This is a genomic window from Caulobacter flavus (assembly GCF_003722335.1).
GTDB lineage: Bacteria > Pseudomonadota > Alphaproteobacteria > Caulobacterales > Caulobacteraceae > Caulobacter > Caulobacter flavus.
On record NZ_CP026100.1, the window covers coordinates 2,633,224 to 2,649,432 of the forward strand.

At 68.9% G+C, this 16,209-nt stretch carries 16 protein-coding genes; 8 read left to right on the top strand and 8 right to left on the bottom strand.

From position 1 onward, the window contains the following. The 5 genes from fliG to flhA all read left to right on the top strand — a co-directional run bounded on the left by fliG (position 1) and on the right by flhA (position 5,754). Positions 1 to 1,017, top strand: a complete 1,017-nt coding sequence (gene fliG, locus C1707_RS12150; RefSeq protein WP_101712594.1) for a flagellar motor switch protein FliG — start codon at positions 1 to 3, stop codon at positions 1,015 to 1,017. 10 nt (positions 1,018 to 1,027) lie between these two features. After that, positions 1,028 to 1,675, top strand: coding sequence for a FliH/SctL family protein (locus tag C1707_RS12155; protein ID WP_101712595.1), 648 nt, complete (start codon positions 1,028 to 1,030; stop codon positions 1,673 to 1,675). A gap of 5 nt (positions 1,676 to 1,680) precedes the next feature. After that, a complete protein-coding gene (gene fliN, locus C1707_RS12160; RefSeq protein WP_101712596.1) occupies positions 1,681 to 2,013 on the top strand; it encodes a flagellar motor switch protein FliN in 333 nt (110 codons plus the stop codon). 95 nt (positions 2,014 to 2,108) lie between these two features. Further along, positions 2,109 to 3,494, top strand: coding sequence for a sigma-54-dependent transcriptional regulator FlbD (gene flbD, locus C1707_RS12165; RefSeq protein ID WP_101712597.1), 1,386 nt, complete (start codon positions 2,109 to 2,111; stop codon positions 3,492 to 3,494). Positions 3,495 to 3,636: 142 nt separating this feature from the next. Next, the gene (gene flhA / locus C1707_RS12170; RefSeq protein ID WP_101712598.1) at positions 3,637 to 5,754 is read left to right on the top strand and encodes a flagellar biosynthesis protein FlhA; all 2,118 of its coding nucleotides are present in this window, start codon (positions 3,637 to 3,639) and stop codon (positions 5,752 to 5,754) included. Between the two features lie 297 nt (positions 5,755 to 6,051). Here flhA and C1707_RS12175 read toward each other — a convergent pair whose 3' ends face one another. The 6 genes from C1707_RS12175 to C1707_RS12200 all read right to left on the bottom strand — a co-directional run bounded on the left by C1707_RS12175 (position 6,052) and on the right by C1707_RS12200 (position 10,197). Beyond that, positions 6,052 to 6,546: a GNAT family N-acetyltransferase gene (locus C1707_RS12175; protein WP_101712599.1), complete on the bottom strand. Its 495-nt coding sequence runs from the start codon at positions 6,544 to 6,546 to the stop codon at positions 6,052 to 6,054. Positions 6,547 to 6,549: 3 nt separating this feature from the next. Further along, positions 6,550 to 7,083, bottom strand: coding sequence for an AAA family ATPase (locus tag C1707_RS12180; RefSeq protein ID WP_101712600.1), 534 nt, complete (start codon positions 7,081 to 7,083; stop codon positions 6,550 to 6,552). Positions 7,084 to 7,110: 27 nt separating this feature from the next. Beyond that, positions 7,111 to 7,287, bottom strand: a complete 177-nt coding sequence (locus C1707_RS12185; RefSeq protein WP_058346602.1) for a hypothetical protein — start codon at positions 7,285 to 7,287, stop codon at positions 7,111 to 7,113. A 38-nt stretch (positions 7,288 to 7,325) separates the two neighbouring features. After that, positions 7,326 to 7,760: a c-type cytochrome gene (locus tag C1707_RS12190; RefSeq protein ID WP_101712601.1), complete on the bottom strand. Its 435-nt coding sequence runs from the start codon at positions 7,758 to 7,760 to the stop codon at positions 7,326 to 7,328. A 2-nt stretch (positions 7,761 to 7,762) separates the two neighbouring features. Next, positions 7,763 to 9,355 (bottom strand): flavin monoamine oxidase family protein, encoded by a 1,593-nt coding sequence (locus C1707_RS12195; protein WP_101712602.1) that lies wholly within the window; start codon positions 9,353 to 9,355, stop codon positions 7,763 to 7,765. Between the two features lie 200 nt (positions 9,356 to 9,555). Continuing rightward, a complete protein-coding gene (locus C1707_RS12200) occupies positions 9,556 to 10,197 on the bottom strand; it encodes a glutathione S-transferase family protein (protein WP_101712603.1) in 642 nt (213 codons plus the stop codon). A gap of 121 nt (positions 10,198 to 10,318) precedes the next feature. Between C1707_RS12200 and C1707_RS12205 the strand changes: the two genes are divergently transcribed. Genes C1707_RS12205 through C1707_RS12215 form a run of 3 tightly spaced genes read left to right on the top strand, consistent with a single transcriptional unit; the run spans position 10,319 to position 13,920 of the window. Further along, complete coding sequence (locus C1707_RS12205; protein ID WP_101712604.1) at positions 10,319 to 12,346, top strand: TonB-dependent receptor plug domain-containing protein; 2,028 nt, start codon at positions 10,319 to 10,321, stop codon at positions 12,344 to 12,346. An 11-nt stretch (positions 12,347 to 12,357) separates the two neighbouring features. After that, a complete protein-coding gene (locus tag C1707_RS12210; protein WP_101712605.1) occupies positions 12,358 to 12,894 on the top strand; it encodes a homogentisate 1,2-dioxygenase in 537 nt (178 codons plus the stop codon). A gap of 18 nt (positions 12,895 to 12,912) precedes the next feature. Next, a complete protein-coding gene (locus C1707_RS12215) occupies positions 12,913 to 13,920 on the top strand; it encodes a cytochrome-c peroxidase (RefSeq protein WP_205686838.1) in 1,008 nt (335 codons plus the stop codon). Between the two features lie 71 nt (positions 13,921 to 13,991). On the opposite strand, the gene C1707_RS12220 is transcribed toward C1707_RS12215, so the two are convergent. Together C1707_RS12220 and lepA are read right to left on the bottom strand one after the other, a co-directional pair. After that, positions 13,992 to 14,258, bottom strand: coding sequence for a RebB family R body protein (locus C1707_RS12220; protein ID WP_101712606.1), 267 nt, complete (start codon positions 14,256 to 14,258; stop codon positions 13,992 to 13,994). A 118-nt stretch (positions 14,259 to 14,376) separates the two neighbouring features. Continuing rightward, positions 14,377 to 16,185 carry a translation elongation factor 4 gene (gene lepA / locus C1707_RS12225; protein ID WP_101712607.1) on the bottom strand — a complete coding sequence of 603 codons (1,809 nt, stop codon included), beginning with the start codon at positions 16,183 to 16,185 and terminating at the stop codon, positions 14,377 to 14,379. Positions 16,186 to 16,209 lie beyond the last annotated feature (24 nt).

Consider the following 16,209-nt stretch of genomic DNA (forward strand, 5'->3'; position numbering starts at 1 on the left):
ATGAAGGCCGCCGTCACCGACATCGCCAAGCTGGCCGGTCCCGAAAAGGCCGCCATCGTCCTGCTCGCCCTGGGCGAAGAGCACACCCGCATCTGGGAAGCGCTCGACGACGAGGAGATCAAGGAAGTCTCGCAGGCCATGGCCAGCCTGGGCACGGTCTCGGCCAGCGTCGTCGAAGAGCTGCTGGTCGAGTTCGTCTCGGGCATGAGCTCGACCGGCGCGATCATGGGCTCGTACGAGCAGACCCAGCGCCTGCTGATGTCGTTCATGGCGCCCGAGAAGGTCGACCAGCTGATGGAAGAGATCCGCGGTCCGGCGGGTCGAACCATGTGGGACAAGCTGGGCAACGTGAACGAGGCGGTGCTCGCCAACTACCTGAAGAACGAATACCCGCAGACCGTCGCCGTCGTGCTGTCGAAGGTGAAGAGCGATCACGCCGCCCGCGTGCTGGCCTGCCTGCCGGAAGACTTCGCGCTGGAATGCGTTACCCGCATGCTGCGCATGGAGCCGGTGCAGCGCGAGATCCTCGACAAGATCGAGCAGACCCTGCGGATCGAGTTCATGTCGAACCTGGCGCGCACCTCCAAGCGCGACAGCCACGAGATGATGGCCGAGATCTTCAACAACTTCGACCGCCAGACCGAAGCCCGCTTCATCGCCGCCCTGGAAGAGCGCAACCGCGAGGCGGCCGAGCGCATCCGGGCCCTGATGTTCGTGTTCGAGGACCTGTCGAAGCTGGATCCGGGCGGCGTGCAGACCCTGCTGCGCGCCACCGGCAAGGAACAGCTGGCCCTGGCCCTGAAGGGCGCCTCGGACAAGCTGCGCGAGATGTTCTTCTCCAACATGTCCGAGCGCGCGTCGAAGATCATGCGCGAGGACATGGAAAGCATGGGCCCGGTGCGTCTGAAGGACGTCGACCAGGCCCAGGTCGCCATGGTCCAGATCGCCAAGGACCTCGCCGCCAAGGGCGAGATCATGCTGGCCGGTTCGGGCAGCGACGACGAGCTGATCTACTGAGGCGCGCGGGATGACCAACGGAACCTACCAGCGCTTCGCCTTCGACACGGTCTTCGACGACCGTGGCGGTGTGGCCTACGAGGCCCCCAAGGTGAAGAAGAGCTTCACGCCCGAAGAGGTCGAGGCCGCCCGCGCCGAGGCTTTCGCCGAGGGCGAGCGTTCGGCCGTGGCCCGCGCCGAGCAGGAAGCCGCCCAGGCTATGAACGCCATCGCCCACGCCGTGCACGGCGCGCTGGGCACGCTGGCGGCCGTGGCCCACGAGCACCGCGAGCACGCCGCGCGCCTGGCGCTCGCCTGCGCCAACAAGATCGCCGACGCGGCGCTGGACCAGTTCCCCGAGGCCCCGGCCTCGGCGGCCCTGCTGGCCCTGGCCCGCGAGGTCGAGGCCCAGCCCAAGCTCAGCGTCCGCGTCGCGCCGCACCTGGTGGAGCGCACCCAGGCCGCCCTGGAGCAGACCGCCGCCGCCATCGGTTTCCCGGGCCAGATCGTCGCCCGCGCCGACGGCGCCCAGCCGCCCGCCGCCTTCGTCCTCGACTGGGGCGACGGCCGGGCCGAATTCAATCCCGACGAGGCGGCGCAGCGCGTCGCCCAGGCCCTGGAAGCCGCCATCGCGGCCGAGGGCCTGCACGCCGAACCCCTGCTTCCTTCTGAAGGCTGACAGCCATGTCCGACGACCTGACCCTGAACGACTTCAACGGCGGCATGCTCGCCTCGGATATCCCGGTCGAGCTGAGCGACAAGATCGCCTCCGACCTGGCCCCGGTGTTCGACGTTCCCGTCAACATCTCCGCCGTGCTCGGCCGCTCGAACATGTCGGTCGCCCAGCTGCTGCAGCTGCAGGCCGGCTCGATCCTCGAGCTGGACCGCAAGGTCGGCGAGGCGATCGACATCTACGTCAACAACCGCCTGGTCGCCCGGGGCGAGGTCGTCGTCGTCGACGAGCGCCTGGGCGTGACCATGACGGAAATCATCAAGGACGGCGACGCCGCGGGCTGATCGCCCCAGGCTTCCCGTCCACCCAGTCCGCGCCCTTCGAAATGAGGGCGAAGCAGTAGAAGATCGGTCCGGAAGGGCCGCCCGGAGACAAGACAATGCGCCTCTTGGTCGTTGGTAAACTGAACGGTCAGCTCTCGGTCGCCGTGAAGATGGCGATGAACGCCGGGGCCAAGGTCTCGCACGTCGAGACGACGGAGCAGGCCACCAACGCGCTGCGGGCCGGGCAGGGCGCCGACCTGATGATGGTCGACTACGGCCTCGACATCGCCGGCCTGATCGCCGCCAACGAGAGCGAGCGCATCCGGGTGCCGGTCGTGGCCTGCGGCGTCGACGCCGATCCGATGCGCGCCGCCGGCGCCATCAAGGCCGGGGCCAAGGAATTCATCCCGCTGCCGCCGGACGCCGAACTGATCGCCGCCGTCCTGGCCGCCGTCACCGACGACAACCGTCCGATGATCGCCCGCGACCCCAACATGGAGCAGGTGATCAAGCTGGCCGACCAGGTCGCGCCGTCCGACGCCTCGATCCTGATCACCGGCGAGAGCGGTTCGGGTAAGGAAGTGATGGCCCGCCACGTCCACGCGAAATCGCGTCGGGCCAAGGCGCCGTTCATCAGCGTCAACTGCGCGGCCATTCCCGAGAACCTGCTGGAAAGCGAGCTGTTCGGCCACGAGAAGGGGGCCTTCACCGGCGCCCTGGCCCGCCGCATCGGCAAGTTCGAGGAAGCCAACGGCGGCACGCTGCTGCTGGACGAAATCTCGGAAATGGACGTTCGCCTGCAGGCCAAGCTGCTGCGCGCCATCCAGGAGCGCGAGATCGACCGGGTCGGCGGCACCAAGCCGGTGAAGGTCGACATCCGCATCCTCGCCACTTCGAACCGCAACCTTGCCGACGCGGTCAAGGAAGGCGTGTTCCGCGAAGACCTGCTCTACCGCCTGAACGTCGTGAACCTGGCCCTGCCGCCGCTGCGCGAACGCCCAGGCGACATCATCAATCTGTGCGAGCACTTCGTGAAGAAGTACTCGGCCGCCAACGGCATCGACCTCAAGCCGATCTCGGCCGAGGCCAAGCGCCGCCTGATCGCCCACCGCTGGCCGGGCAACGTCCGCGAGCTGGAAAACGCCATGCACCGCGCGGTGCTGCTGTCGACCGGCTCGGAGATCGAGGAGTTCGCCATCCGCCTGCCGGATGGCCAGCCCCTGGCTCCGGCCCCCGACGCGGCCGTGGCTCGCGGCGCCTCGATGGCGGCGGCCGAGGCCGTGGCGGCCGCGGCGGTGACCCGCAGCTTCGTCGGCCAGACCGTGGCCGAGATGGAGCAGACGCTGATCATCGACACCCTGGAACACTGCCTGGGCAATCGCACCCACGCGGCCAACATCCTGGGCATCTCGATCCGCACCCTGCGCAACAAGCTCAAGGAATACGGCGACGCCGGCGTCAACGTGCCCCCGCCGCAGGGCGGCGTCGGCGCGGCCGCCTAAACCTCAAGTGTAGAACCTGTCCGGCGCCCGCGACGATCGGTCCGGCGCCGAACATGGCTAATTTCGATTAAGGAGATGGCGGGCCGCTCCAAATCGCTCCAAGCGGAACGGTCCGAGATCCAAAACAGCAGCAAGGCTTTCCATGGCTGACGCCGCCGCCCCCAAGGCCGCCTCCTCGATCCCCAGCGCCAAGTCGCTGTGGGAGGGGATCCTGCGCGGCGAGATGGGCCTGGCCGTCGGCGTCGTGGGCATCATCGTCCTGCTGATCCTGCCGGTGCCGCCGGCGCTGCTCGACATCCTGCTGGCCGTGTCGCTGACCGGCTCGGTGCTGATCCTGATGACGGCGGTGCTGATCAAGAAGCCGCTGGAGTTCACCTCTTTTCCGACCGTCCTGCTGGTCGCGACCCTCTATCGCCTGGGCCTCAACATCGCCTCGACCCGCCTGATCCTGGGCAATGGTCACGAGGGCGGCCACGGGGCCGGCGCGGTCATCGCCGCCTTCGGCAACCTGATGATGCAGGGCAACTTCGTCATCGGCGTGATCATCTTCATCATCCTGGTGGTGGTGAACTTCATGGTCGTCACCAAGGGTTCGGGCCGCATCGCCGAAGTGGCCGCGCGCTTCACCCTGGACGCCATGCCGGGCAAGCAGATGGCCATCGACGCCGACCTGTCGACGGGCCTGATCGACCAGGACACGGCCAAGATCCGCCGCAAGGAGCTGGAGCAGGAAAGCACCTTCTTCGGCGCCATGGACGGCGCCAGCAAGTTCGTGAAGGGCGACGCCGTCGCCGGCCTGATCATCACCGGCATCAACATCGTCGGCGGCATCCTCATCGGAGTGGTGCAGCACAAGGTGCCGATGGGCGAGGCCGCCTCGACCTATACCCTGATGACCATCGGCGACGGCCTGGTCAGCCAGATCCCGGCCCTGATCATCTCGATCGCCGCCGGTCTGGTGGTGTCGAAGGCCGGCGTCGAGGGCAGCGCCGACAAGGCCCTGACCACCCAGCTGGCCATGAACCCCGTCGCGCTGGGCATGGTGTCGGCCTCCTCGGGCGTCATCGCCCTGATCCCCGGCATGCCGCTGCTGCCGTTCGCCGGCCTCGCCGTCGGCGCGGGCTACCTGGCCTATCGCCGGGCGCAGCAGGCCAAGCTGGCCCCCGCCAAGGAGGCCGCCGAGGCCGCCGCGGCGGCCGCCGCCGCGGCTCCGGCCGAGCCGGAAGAAGAGCCGATCAGCGCGGCCCTGGCCATCGACGACGTCAAGATCGAGCTGGGCTACGGCCTGCTGACCCTGATCAACGACCTGGAAGGCCGCCGCCTGACCGACCAGATCCGCGCCCTGCGCAAGACCCTGGCCACCGAGTTCGGCTTCGTCATGCCGCCCGTGCGCATCCTTGACAACATGCGCCTGGCCAACCAGGGCTACGCCATCCGCATCAAGGAGATGGAGGCTGGTCTCGGCGAAGTGCGCCTGGGCCACCTGATGGCCATGGACCCGCGCGGCGGCCAGGTGGAGCTGCCTGGCGAGCACGTGCGCGAGCCCGCCTTCGGCCTGCCGGCCACCTGGGTCGCCGACGACCTGCGCGAGGAGGCGACGTTCCGCGGCTACACGGTCGTCGATCCGGCCACGGTGCTGACCACGCACCTGACCGAGATTCTCAAGGAGAACATGGCCGACCTGCTCTCCTACGCCGAGGTGCAGAAGCTCCTGAAGGAGCTGCCGGAAAACCAGAAGAAGCTCGTCGACGACCTGATCCCCGGCGTTGTCAACGCCGCCACCATCCAGCGCGTGCTGCAGGCCCTGCTCAAGGAGCGCGTCTCGATCCGCGACCTGCCGCAGATCCTGGAAGGCATCGGCGAGGCTGCCCCGCACACCGCGTCGGTCACCCAACTGGTCGAGCAGGTGCGCGCCCGGCTGGCCCGCCAGCTGTGCTGGGCCAACCGTGGCGAGGACGGCGCCCTGCCGATCATCACCCTGTCGGCCGACTGGGAGCAGGCCTTCGCCGAAGCCCTGATCGGGCCGGGCGAGGACAAGCAGCTGGCCCTGGCCCCTTCGCGCCTCCAGGACTTCATCCGCGGCGTGCGCGACACATTCGAGCGCGCCGCCCTGCAGGGCGAGTCGCCCGTGCTGCTGACCAGCCCGGGCATCCGTCCCTACGTCCGCTCGATCATCGAGCGCTTCCGCGGCCAGACCGTGGTGATGAGCCAGAACGAGATCCATCCCCGCGCCCGCCTGAAGACGGTGGGGATGGTCTAGGGGGAGTGGACGAGCCGATTTCGGGTTACGCCCGTTGCGGACCTTCCCCATGCTCCCGTCATTCCCGCCCTTGTGGCGGGAAGCCCTCTTTCAGCCGCAAGGGCGGTAGGGGCGGATCGCTGGCGATCCGCTTGCCTCTCACCTGTCAGCTGAACCAGGGGTTCCCGCCACAAGGGCGGGAATGACGGGAGGTTTGGAGAGGCCGCGGCCGCTTCCCACCCACGGCTGACAGCCCGCCCGCTTCCAAGGTGCGTCAGGGCGCCGCTGGGGCGCGAACTACGTTAGGACGGTCGCGTTCTAAGCCCCGAACGCCGTGTGATAGGTGACCGCGCCGCGCGGCGGGCGGCCCTTGAAGACCAGCCGCTGCAGGTAGGGCGAGGACTCGCCGCCGTAGGTCAGGGCCTCGTCGGCCACGAAGCCGAACCGTTCGTAGTACTTGGGCGAGCCCAGCAGCACGCAGCCCGCCGCGCCGCGCGCCTCCAGTTGCTTCAGGCCTTCGTGGATCAGGGCCTGGCCAAGGCCCGTGCCTTGCTGGTCCGGCGTCACCGACACCGGGCCCAGGCCGTACCAGTCGCCGGACGAGACCTCGATGTCGACCGGCGAGAAGGCGATGTGGCCGACGACCTGATCGTCGACCTCGGCCACGAGCGACAGAGACAGCGCGCCGGCCGCGCGCAGGGCCGCGACGATCAGGGCCTCGGTCTGGCTGCTGTAGGGGCGTCCGAGGAAGGCGGCCGAGGTCACGACGCCGATGGCGGCGACGTCTTCAGGACGTTCGGGGCGGATCGGCATGGTTCAGGCTTCCAGCGTGGCGATAACGAAGTCGGCGCGGGCGGCGACCGAGGTCCTGGGCAGCACGACGACCTCGTAGTCGAGGGCGGGCAGGGCGGCTTCCAGGCGTCCGTACTCTTCCAGCGCCGCGTCGAAGCCGTGGCGGCGTTCGGCGTCGGCGACGTGGATCTCGGGCCAGGGCGGGGCCAGGAAGACCCGGCGATGATAGCGGTGGGCGCGGTCCAGCGCCCGCAGCGCGGGCTCGCCGGTGGCGGCCTCCAGCGCGCTGGCGGCATCGACCAGGCCCCGGTCGAAGAACACCCAGCCGTGGGGGCCGCGCGCGGCCTCGCGATCGGCCAGGGCCAGCTCGACGGCGCGGCGGGCGAAGGCGGCGGGATCGATCCAGGGCAGGACGCGGTCGTCGGGGCCTTGCGCCTCGCGCACGATCCGGCGGCCTGGCTCTTCGACGACGGCGTAGCCGCGCGCGGCCAGCTCGGCCAGCAGGCTGGACTTGCCGCCGCCCGAGCAGCCGGTGATCAGGACGAAATTGTCGGCCATGGATCGTCCTCCGGCCGGCTTGTGAACCTAGCGGGTCATCCAGGGGCGCGACTTGCCGGTCGGCGCTGCGGCGTCGGCCTTGTCGACCTTGCCGCTGGAGGCCTTGGGCCCGTGGCCATGGCGGCCCTGGGCGGCCTTCTTCAGGCGCAGGGCGCGCTGCATCGGCGTTTCGTTCGGCGGGGCGTCGTTGGTCTCGTTGCTCATCGCCGCGCTTTAGCACGCCGCGACGCCCCGCGTCCCGATTAGTGACCTCCAGATCTGTCGGGATGGGGGATCTTCGCCACGTCGGCGGCGGTCACCGGCTTAGCGTAGGCGTTGCCGAAGCGGGTGCGGACATAGGTGACGACCTGCGCGATCTGCTCGTCGTCCAGAGTGCCGGCGAAGGGCGGCATGCCGCCCTGGCCGCGCACGACCACCATGGAGACGTAAGGCGCCGCGGCCAGCTTCGGATTGCCGGCCAGCGGGGGAATCGTCCCCGCGCCGGTTCCTCCCCTGGCGTCGGCCATGTGGCAGGCCTGGCAGACGGCCTCGTAGACCTGCTGGCCGGTGACGGGCTTTTGCACGCGCACCACGCCGCCGCCGGTGTCGCCGCCGGGCGGGGCCTGGGCGACGGCGGGGATGGCGCAGGCGAGCGCGGCGGTCAGGGCCGACGCCGCGACGAGAACGGAACGGGTCATGCTCAGGCCTCCAGGGCGCGCTTGTGCAGGCGGGTGATGGCGTCCAGCGACGAGAGCAGGGCGCCCTCCATCCAGCAGCCGACGTAAGACGCGTGCTCGCCGGCCAGCACGATCCGCCGGTCCATGGCCACAAGGGTCTGGTAGTGCTGCTTGCGGGTCTGCTCGGTCCAGCGGGCGCAGCAGCCCAGCGCCCAAGGGACGCGGCTCCAGGCCACCGAGGCCCCGCTGGCGAACTCTTCGCGGTAGCTTTTCGGGTGCAGCACCGAGCCCTGCTGCAGGGCGACCTCGATCCTCTGGTCGGGCGTCATGCCGGCCAGGCGATAGGCCCCCATCTCGCGCGCGAAGGCGCCCAGCAGCACCGCCGGCCCGTTCCCGAACAGATTGTTGTTGGGATAGGAGATCAGGGCGATCTCCTGGTCGGTGAAGCTGTGGCCGCCGTAGATGGAGTCTTCCTCCTCCCAGAACCGTCGCTTCATCTCCAGGCCGATCTTCACCTGGCCGGAATAGGGCACGGCCTTGATGGCGGCGGCTAGGTCGTCGCTGATCTCGCTGTCGATCTGGCCGAGGATCGACAGCGGTATGGTGCAAACGCACCAGTCTGCCTTGACGGTCTCGACCTTGCCGTTAGCGGTGTCGGCGAAGGTGACGGCCACGCCCTTGTCGTTTTGGGCGATCTTCGTGACCTTGGCGTTGAAGGTGACCATGCCCTCGACCTGCCTGGCGAAGGCCTTGCCGATCATGTCCATGCCGCCGACCGGCTGGAACATGGTGGTCTGCATCTCGTGGCCCATGAAGAAGGCCATCGAGGTCCAGACCTGGGGATCGAGCACGTCGTGCAGGGCGTAAAGGTCGGACGGGACCGGCGCGCCGTCGACCCCGCCGCCGGGCGGCCGGTCGTAGCCCCGGTGGGCCGAACTGCGCAGGCCCTTGGCGTAGCGGTAGTCGCCGTCGAGCATGCCCCAGCCCTTCAGGGCCTCCAGCAGCTTCTCGCGGTCCTCGGGCGTGACCGCGTCGTCCAGCGCCTTGGTGTTGATGGACTTGGCCAGCAGTTCGGCGACATTGCCCTCGAAGTCGGCCGCGGCGGCCTTGAAGCGCACCGGCTTGCCGCCGAACGCGGCCTGGGAATGGACCCAGGTGTTGTGGTTGAACTGGATGAACGGCTCCAGCGCCACGCCGAACTGCTTGCAGTAGTGCAGCAGCGTGCGGTGATGGTGGGGGATGCGCCAGGGGCCGGGGTTGAAGTAGTTGCCGGCGCCGAAGCCGATCTTCTGGGTCGCGCCGCCCAGCTCGGTATAGCTGTCGCCGCCGCGCAGGCTCCAGTTCCGCCCGCCCGCGCGGCCCTGGTACTCGAGGATCCGCACCTTGTAGCCGGCGCGGGTCAGTTCGTAGGCGGCCAGCAGGCCGGCGAGGCCCGCCCCCAGCACCAGCACCGAGGCGCCCGGCCGCGCGCCCGAAAGGTTCGGCGGGCCGTGAAACTGGGTCTCGGCCGCGTGGCCGAGGGTGGTCATGGCCTGGTACAGCGCCGCCGTCCCGCCTGCCTGGGCGATCGCGGTCAGAAGCTGTCGTCTGGTCGGTACGCGGACTCCGTCTGGCATGTGCTCGGCCCTATCCCCTTGGCCGCCGCCCGCGACCGGGCGGCGCGCTGGGCCGAGCTAAGCAGGGCGGCTTTCGCCCGCGCCGCCCACTTTGTTGGCGTGACGAGCGGATCAGGTCGCGGATCGCCGTTCCGCAGCGTTCGGACGATGGTCCTGCGCAGGAAACGGGCAGCGGAACGGGCGGGGGGCGGCGTCAGCCTCTACGGAACCTCGTCCAGCGCCCACGGACCGAACGCCTCGCGGGTCTTGAGGCGGGCGTAGTAGGCCTCGATCGCCGGCAGGGCGGCGCGGTCGATGGGGGAGGCGGCCCAGCGGTGGACCGAGACGCCCAGCACCACGTCGGCGAGGGTGAAGGCCTCGCCGGCGGCATAGGCGCCCGTCTGGTCCAGCCGGCGGTCCAGCAGGGCCATGGCGGCGTTCCAGGCGCGAACGCTGGCGGCGATCTGCTCGGGATCGTCGAAGCCGGGCATCCGCCGCACCAGGCCGGCGAAGGCGTAGCGCCAGGCGGTGTTGAGCTCGGTGGCCTGCCAGTCCATCCACTGTTCGACGCCGGCCCGGGCGCGCGGCTCGGTGGGCAACAGGGTCTCGCCGCCGACATGGCGCGAGGCGAGGTAGCGGCAGATGGTGTTCGACTCCCACAGCGGCCCGTGCTCGTCGATGATCACCGGCACCAGGGCGTTGGGATTGAGCGCCAGGAAGGCGGGATCGCTGGTCGAGGCGTAGCCAGCGCCCCAGTCCTCGCGGTCGTAGGGCAGGGCGAGCTCGCCGCAGGTCCACAGCACCTTGCGAACGTTCAACGACGAGGTGCGGCCCAGTATCTTCAGCGTGGGGGTCTTGAGCATGTCGCCTCCGGAAACGCTTCGATCTCTAGCATTTCGGCCGCGCGGGTCCGGCGGAGAAAATCTGCAAGGCGTGGTGTGCGGCGACTCGTTATGTAGTCAAATTACATAACGAGGGGATTTCATGCTGTTTCGGACCGTTCTGCTCGCCGGCTCGCTTCTGGCCGGCGCCGCCCACGCCCAGGGCGACGTCTATGCGCTGGGCGAGGTGCAGGTCACCGCCCGCAACGCCGCCGGCGAGACTGTGGGCGGGGCCACGGTCTCGGGCGAAGCCCTGCGCAAGTTCGACAAGGCCAGCGTCGACCAGGCGCTGGACCTGATCCCCGGCGCGGCGGCGGGCAACAGCGGCGGCTCGCGCAACGAGCGCCTGGTGTTCATCCGTGGCTTCGACCGCTTCCAGACCACCCTGTCGATCGACGGCGTGCGGGTGTTCCTGCCGGCCGACAACCGTATCGACTTCGCGCGTTTTCTCACGGCCGACCTCTCCGAGGTCCAGGTTTCCAAGGGCTACGTCTCTGTGCTCGACGGCCCGGGCGGCCTGGGCGGCGCCATCAATCTCGTCACCCGCAAGCCGTCGCGGCCCTTCGAAGGCGAGATCCGCCTGGGCGCGGGCTTCGACGGCGACGGCTCCTTGAACAGCAACACGGTGTCGGGCCGGATCGGGGGCAAGACCGACCGCTTCTACGTCCAGGCCAGCGGCGCGCGCAGCGAGCGCACGCACTGGCGGCTGCCGGACGACTACAAGGCCACCGCCCTGGAGAACGGCGGCAACCGAGACCATTCGGAAAGCGAGGACTGGCGGGTCAACCTCAAGGCCGGCTTCACGCCCAACGCCACGGACGAGTACTCGATCACCTACAGCCGGCAGGAGGGCGAGAAGAACGCGCCCTACCACGTCAGCGACACGGCCAGCACGCGCTACTGGTCCTGGCCCTACTGGAACATCGACAGCCTGGCCCTGCTGACGAGCACGAGGATCGCCGACAACGCGGTGCTGAAGGCGCGCGTCTATCGCAACACCTTCGAGAACGCCCTCTATTCCTGGGACAACGCCCGCCAGAACAGCCAGACCCTGGGCCGGGCCTTCCGTTCCTACTACGACGACGTGGCCTATGGCGGAAACCTGGAGCTGGACGTCGACGTCACCGCCAGCAACACCCTGAAGGCCGCCGCCTTCTATCGCCGCGACAGGCACGTGGAATGGCAGCAGAGCTTCGCGCCGGCCGGGACCGAGCCGCGCCAGACGGTGATCGAGGACACCACCTCGGTCGCCCTGGAGGACACCCAGCGGTTTGGCGACAAGCTGGACCTGGTGGTCGGCGTCTCGCGCGACCGCCGCGACCTGGTCACCGCCCAGGACTACAATTCGGGCGCCTTCGTCTTCTATCCGCTGACCGACGACGTGGCCTGGAACGGCCAGGCGGCGCTGGTCTGGCGGCCGCTGCCCGACGTGCAGCTGCATGGCAGCGTCTCGTCGCGCGCCCGCTTTCCGACCCTGTTCGAGCGCTACAGCGCCCGCATGGGCCAGGCGGTGCCCAATCCGGACGTCAAGGCCGAGCGGGCGATCAACTACGAGCTGGGCGGTTCGGTCGACTTCACGCCGCTGCTGAAGATCGAGGGCGCGGTGTTCTACAGCGACGTGCGCGACGCCCTGATCCTGATCCCGGTGGCGCTGGGCCCGCCCTATGGCACGGTCAACCAGACCAGGAACGCAGGCGACGGCGAGTACTACGGCCTGGAAGGCGCGGCGACCTTCAAGGCTAGCGACCATCTGATCTTGGGCGGCAACTACACCTACCTGCACCGCAAGCTGACCGACCCGACCAGCGCCGCCTTCCGCCCGACGGGCGTGCCCGACCACAAGCTGTTCGTCTATGCCGACTGGACGCTGAACGATCGCCTGTCGCTGACGCCCAGCGTCGAGGCGGCGTCCAGGCGCTGGACGGTGACCTCCAGCTCGCTGGTCTCGCCCGTCCGCTACTACCGCACCGGCGGCTACGTGCTGGCCAACCTGACGGCCCACGTGACGGTGACGCCGAAGATCGACGTGATCCTCGGCGCCCGCAACCTGCTGGACCAGAAGTACCAGCTGGTCGACGGCTTCCCCGAGGAAGGCCGAAACTTCCGCGCCGACCTGCGGGTCAAGTTCTGAGGAGTCCCGCCATGCGTCTTGCCTTGATCCTCGCCACCGGTCTCTCCCTGGCCGCGCCTGCAGCCTTCGCCCGATCCATGCCGGCCAGCCAGCCCGACGTCGCCTGCGCGCCGGGCGTCGAAGCCGGCCTGCCGCCGGAACTGGCCGCCTGGGTCAAGAAGGCCCCGTTGACGGCGGCGACCTCGGCAGCCGGCCTGCCCGACGCCATGCTGACGCCGGGCCAGGCCTATGCGGCGGCCCTGTCGCCGACGCCCGAGATCGCCTACGCCGTCCAGCCGGAAAAGCCTGGCGGCACGGTCAGCAAGGGCGGCCTCTTTTCGCTGAAGGTCGAGGCGGCCGGGTCCTACGTGATCGCGCTCGGTACGGGCGCCTGGATCGACGTGCTGAAGGACGGCGCGACCCAGCGCTCGACCGCCCACGGCCGGGGGGCGGCCTGTTCGACCGTGCGCAAGATGGTGACCTTCGACCTCGCGCCCGGCGACTACGTGATCCAGATCTCGGCCAACGCCCAGGCCGAACTGCCGATCATGGTCGCGCGCAAGCCCTGACGAACGGCGAGGCGGGGCGTGCGGCTGGACTTCTACGGCAAGGCGCTGGCCCTGGCGGCGGGCCTGCTGCTGACGGCCGGCTTCGCGCCGGCGGCGTTCCACTGGACGCTGCCGACGGCCATGGCCCAGCCGCCGGTCCCGGCCGACAATCCGATGTCGGACGCCAAGGTCGCCCTGGGCCGCAAGCTGTTCTACGACGCCGACCTCTCGATCGACGGCACGATGTCGTGCGCGACCTGCCACGAGCAGAGGCGCGGCTTCACCGACGGCAACCGGAGCCATCCGGGCGTGCATGGCGACCCGGGCAGGCGCAATGTCCAGACCCTGGCCAATGTCGGGTGGTACGGGGCCCTGACCTGGGGCGACGCCAGGGTGAATTCGCTGGAGGCGCAGGCCCTGATCCCGATCGCCGGGACCGATCCGGTCGAGATGGGTTTCGCCGGTCAGGAGGCCGTGCTGACCGCGCGGCTCGAAGGCCAGGCCTGCTATCGCAGGATGTTCGGCGAGGCGTTTCCGGAAGAGGGCGGGGCGGTGACCATGGCCGCGATCGCCAAGGCCCTGGCCGCCTTCCAGCGTACGCTCGTGTCGTTCGACAGCCCGTACGACCAGCGAAAACGAGGTGAGGTGGTGGAGATCTCGCCCGAAGCCCTGCGCGGCGAGCGGCTGTTCAAGGCCAACTGCGCCAGCTGCCACGCCGGCCCGCTGTTCACCGACGCCGACAGGGCTGGGGCGGGCTTCCACCGCATCGACGCCCCGTTCGCCGGCGACCGCGGCCTGGGCGACGTCACCGGCAAGCCGGCCGATGCAGGGCGTTTCCGCACGCCGAGCCTGCGAAACGTGACCCTCAGCGCGCCATACCTGCACGACGGCTCGGCCCCGACGCTGGAGGCGGCGATCCGCCGGCATCGCGCGGCGATGCGGCTGGGGGATCGTGAACTGGCGGACCTGATCGCGTTCCTGAGCACGCTGACCGACGAGCGGTTCGTGACGGATCCGAGATTTTCGCTGCCGAAGGGCGGTTGCTGACCCCCCTCCGGTCCTCTGGGCCACCTCCCCCTCTGGGGGAGCTGTCACAGAGCGACTGAGGGGGGTGTTCCCTACTCGAAGATTTCCTTCGTCGCCTCGCCGGTGCTGGCGGTGTCGACCGAGAGCAGCGTGCTGACGCCCTGCGTGGTCGAGGCCAGCATCGTCTCGTTGGACTGCTGCTGGCTTTCAGTGGCGTTGTGGGCGGCGTTCGACAGGGCCTGGGCGGTGGCTGCGAACAGGTTGCCCATGGCGACGGCGGGCGCGTCGCCCAGCACCTTGGTGTTCGCCTGGGTGACGGCGTCGGTGATCTGGTCGTTGACGGCGGTCGGATCGGCCATGGTCGTTTCCTCGGCTCGGGCGGTCCTCGAAACGAAAACCGCGGCTCATCCTTACGAATGGCCGCGGCGTCCGGAATAGGAAATTTCGCACAGAGGGGAGGGGCCTTGGCCCCGCCGATCAATCCTCGTCCATCTTCAGGGCGGCGATGAAGGCTTCCTGCGGGATCTCGACCTTGCCGAACTGGCGCATCCGCTTCTTGCCGGCCTTCTGCTTGTCCAGAAGTTTCCGCTTACGCGAGGCGTCGCCGCCGTAGCACTTGGCCGTCACGTCCTTGCGCAGGGCGCGCACGGTTTCGCGGGCGATGATCCGGCCGCCGATGGCCGCCTGGATCGGAATGACGAACATGTGCTGCGGGATGAGCTCCTTCATCTTCTCGCACATGCCCCGGCCGCGGCTCTCGGCGCGGTCGCGGTGGACCAGCATCGACAGGGCGTCGACGGGCTCGGCGTTGACCAGGATCGACATCTTCACCAGGTCGCCGACGCGATAGTCCTCGAGCTGGTAGTCGAAGCTGGCATAGCCCTTCGAGATCGACTTCAGGCGGTCGTAGAAGTCGAAGACCACCTCGTTCAGCGGCAGGTCGTAGACGACCATGGCGCGGCTGCCGACGTAGCTGAGCTCGCGCTGCTGGCCGCGACGGTCCTGGCAGAGCTTGATCACGCCGCCGAGATATTCGTCCGGGGTGAAGATCGTCGCCTTGATCCAGGGCTCGGAGATGTTCTCGATCTGCATCACGTCCGGCAGGTCGGCCGGGTTGTGAAGCTCGATCTCCGAGCCGTCGCGCATGTGGATCTTGTAGACGACCGACGGCGCGGTCGCGATCAGGTCGAGGTCGAACTCGCGGGAGAGGCGTTCCTGGATGATCTCCAGGTGCAGGAGGCCAAGGAACCCGCAGCGGAAGCCGAAGCCCAGGGCGGCGCTCGATTCCATCTCGTAGGTGAAGCTGCCGTCGTTCAGGCGCAGCTTGCCGACGGCGGCGCGCAGGTCCTCGAAGTCGGCGGCGTCGACTGGGAAGAGGCCGCAGAACACGACGGGCTGGACTTCCTTGAAGCCCTTCAGGGCCTCGGCGGTCTGCTTCTTCTCGTCGGTGATGGTGTCGCCGACGGCGGCGTCGGCCACTTCCTTGATCGAGGCGGTGAAGAAGCCGACCTCGCCGGGGCCCAGTTCCTGCACGTCGGTGGCCTTGGGCTTGAACACGCCCACCTTGTCGATGCGATGGGTGGCGCCGGTCTGCATCATGCGGACCTGCTGGCCGGCCTTCAGCGTGCCGTCGAAGATCCGCACCAGCACGACCACGCCCAGATAGGCGTCGTACCAGGCGTCGACCAGCAGGGCCTTCAGCGGGGCGTTGGCGTCGCCCTTGGGGGCGGGCAGGCGGGTGACGATGGCTTCCAGAACGTCGTGGATGCCCAGGCCCGACTTGGCGCTGGCCAGCACCGCGTCGCTGGCGTCCAGGCCGATCAGGTCCTCGATCTGGGCGCGCACCCGGTCGGGTTCGGCGGCCGGCAGGTCGATCTTGTTGAGAACCGGGACGATCTCGTGGTTGTTGTCGATCGCCGAATAGACGTTGGCCAGGGTCTGGGCCTCCACGCCCTGCGAGGCGTCGACCACCAGGATCGAGCCTTCGCAGGCGGCCAGCGAACGGCTGACTTCGTAGGCGAAGTCGACGTGCCCAGGCGTGTCCATCAGGTTGAGGACGTAGGTCTCGCCGTCGTCGGCCTTGTAGTTCAGGCGCACGGTCTGCGCCTTGATGGTGATGCCGCGCTCCTTCTCGATGTCCATGTTGTCGAGAACCTGGGCGCTCATCTCGCGCGCGGTCAGGCCGCCCGTCTCCTGGATGAGACGGTCGGACAGGGTCGACTTGCCGTGGTCGATGTGGGCCACGATCGAGAAATTGCGGATTTTATCCAGGGGCGTAGAGCTCATGCGCGTGCGTCTATCACATTTGAA

Excerpts from the sequence above, each read along its gene's own strand:
- fliG (WP_101712594.1), top strand. The coding sequence starts at position 1 with ATGAAGGCCGCCGTCACCGACATCGCCAAGCTGGCCGGTCCCGAAAAG.
- C1707_RS12155 (WP_101712595.1), top strand. The coding sequence starts at position 1,028 with ATGACCAACGGAACCTACCAGCGCTTCGCCTTCGACACGGTCTTCGAC.
- fliN (WP_101712596.1), top strand. The coding sequence starts at position 1,681 with ATGTCCGACGACCTGACCCTGAACGACTTCAACGGCGGCATGCTCGCC.
- flbD (WP_101712597.1), top strand. The coding sequence starts at position 2,109 with ATGCGCCTCTTGGTCGTTGGTAAACTGAACGGTCAGCTCTCGGTCGCC.
- flhA (WP_101712598.1), top strand. The coding sequence starts at position 3,637 with ATGGCTGACGCCGCCGCCCCCAAGGCCGCCTCCTCGATCCCCAGCGCC.
- C1707_RS12175 (WP_101712599.1), bottom strand. The coding sequence starts at position 6,546 with ATGCCGATCCGCCCCGAACGTCCTGAAGACGTCGCCGCCATCGGCGTC.
- C1707_RS12180 (WP_101712600.1), bottom strand. The coding sequence starts at position 7,083 with ATGGCCGACAATTTCGTCCTGATCACCGGCTGCTCGGGCGGCGGCAAG.
- C1707_RS12185 (WP_058346602.1), bottom strand. The coding sequence starts at position 7,287 with ATGAGCAACGAGACCAACGACGCCCCGCCGAACGAAACGCCGATGCAG.
- C1707_RS12190 (WP_101712601.1), bottom strand. The coding sequence starts at position 7,760 with ATGACCCGTTCCGTTCTCGTCGCGGCGTCGGCCCTGACCGCCGCGCTC.
- C1707_RS12195 (WP_101712602.1), bottom strand. The coding sequence starts at position 9,355 with ATGCCAGACGGAGTCCGCGTACCGACCAGACGACAGCTTCTGACCGCG.
- C1707_RS12200 (WP_101712603.1), bottom strand. The coding sequence starts at position 10,197 with ATGCTCAAGACCCCCACGCTGAAGATACTGGGCCGCACCTCGTCGTTG.
- C1707_RS12205 (WP_101712604.1), top strand. The coding sequence starts at position 10,319 with ATGCTGTTTCGGACCGTTCTGCTCGCCGGCTCGCTTCTGGCCGGCGCC.
- C1707_RS12210 (WP_101712605.1), top strand. The coding sequence starts at position 12,358 with ATGCGTCTTGCCTTGATCCTCGCCACCGGTCTCTCCCTGGCCGCGCCT.
- C1707_RS12220 (WP_101712606.1), bottom strand. The coding sequence starts at position 14,258 with ATGGCCGATCCGACCGCCGTCAACGACCAGATCACCGACGCCGTCACC.
- lepA (WP_101712607.1), bottom strand. The coding sequence starts at position 16,185 with ATGAGCTCTACGCCCCTGGATAAAATCCGCAATTTCTCGATCGTGGCC.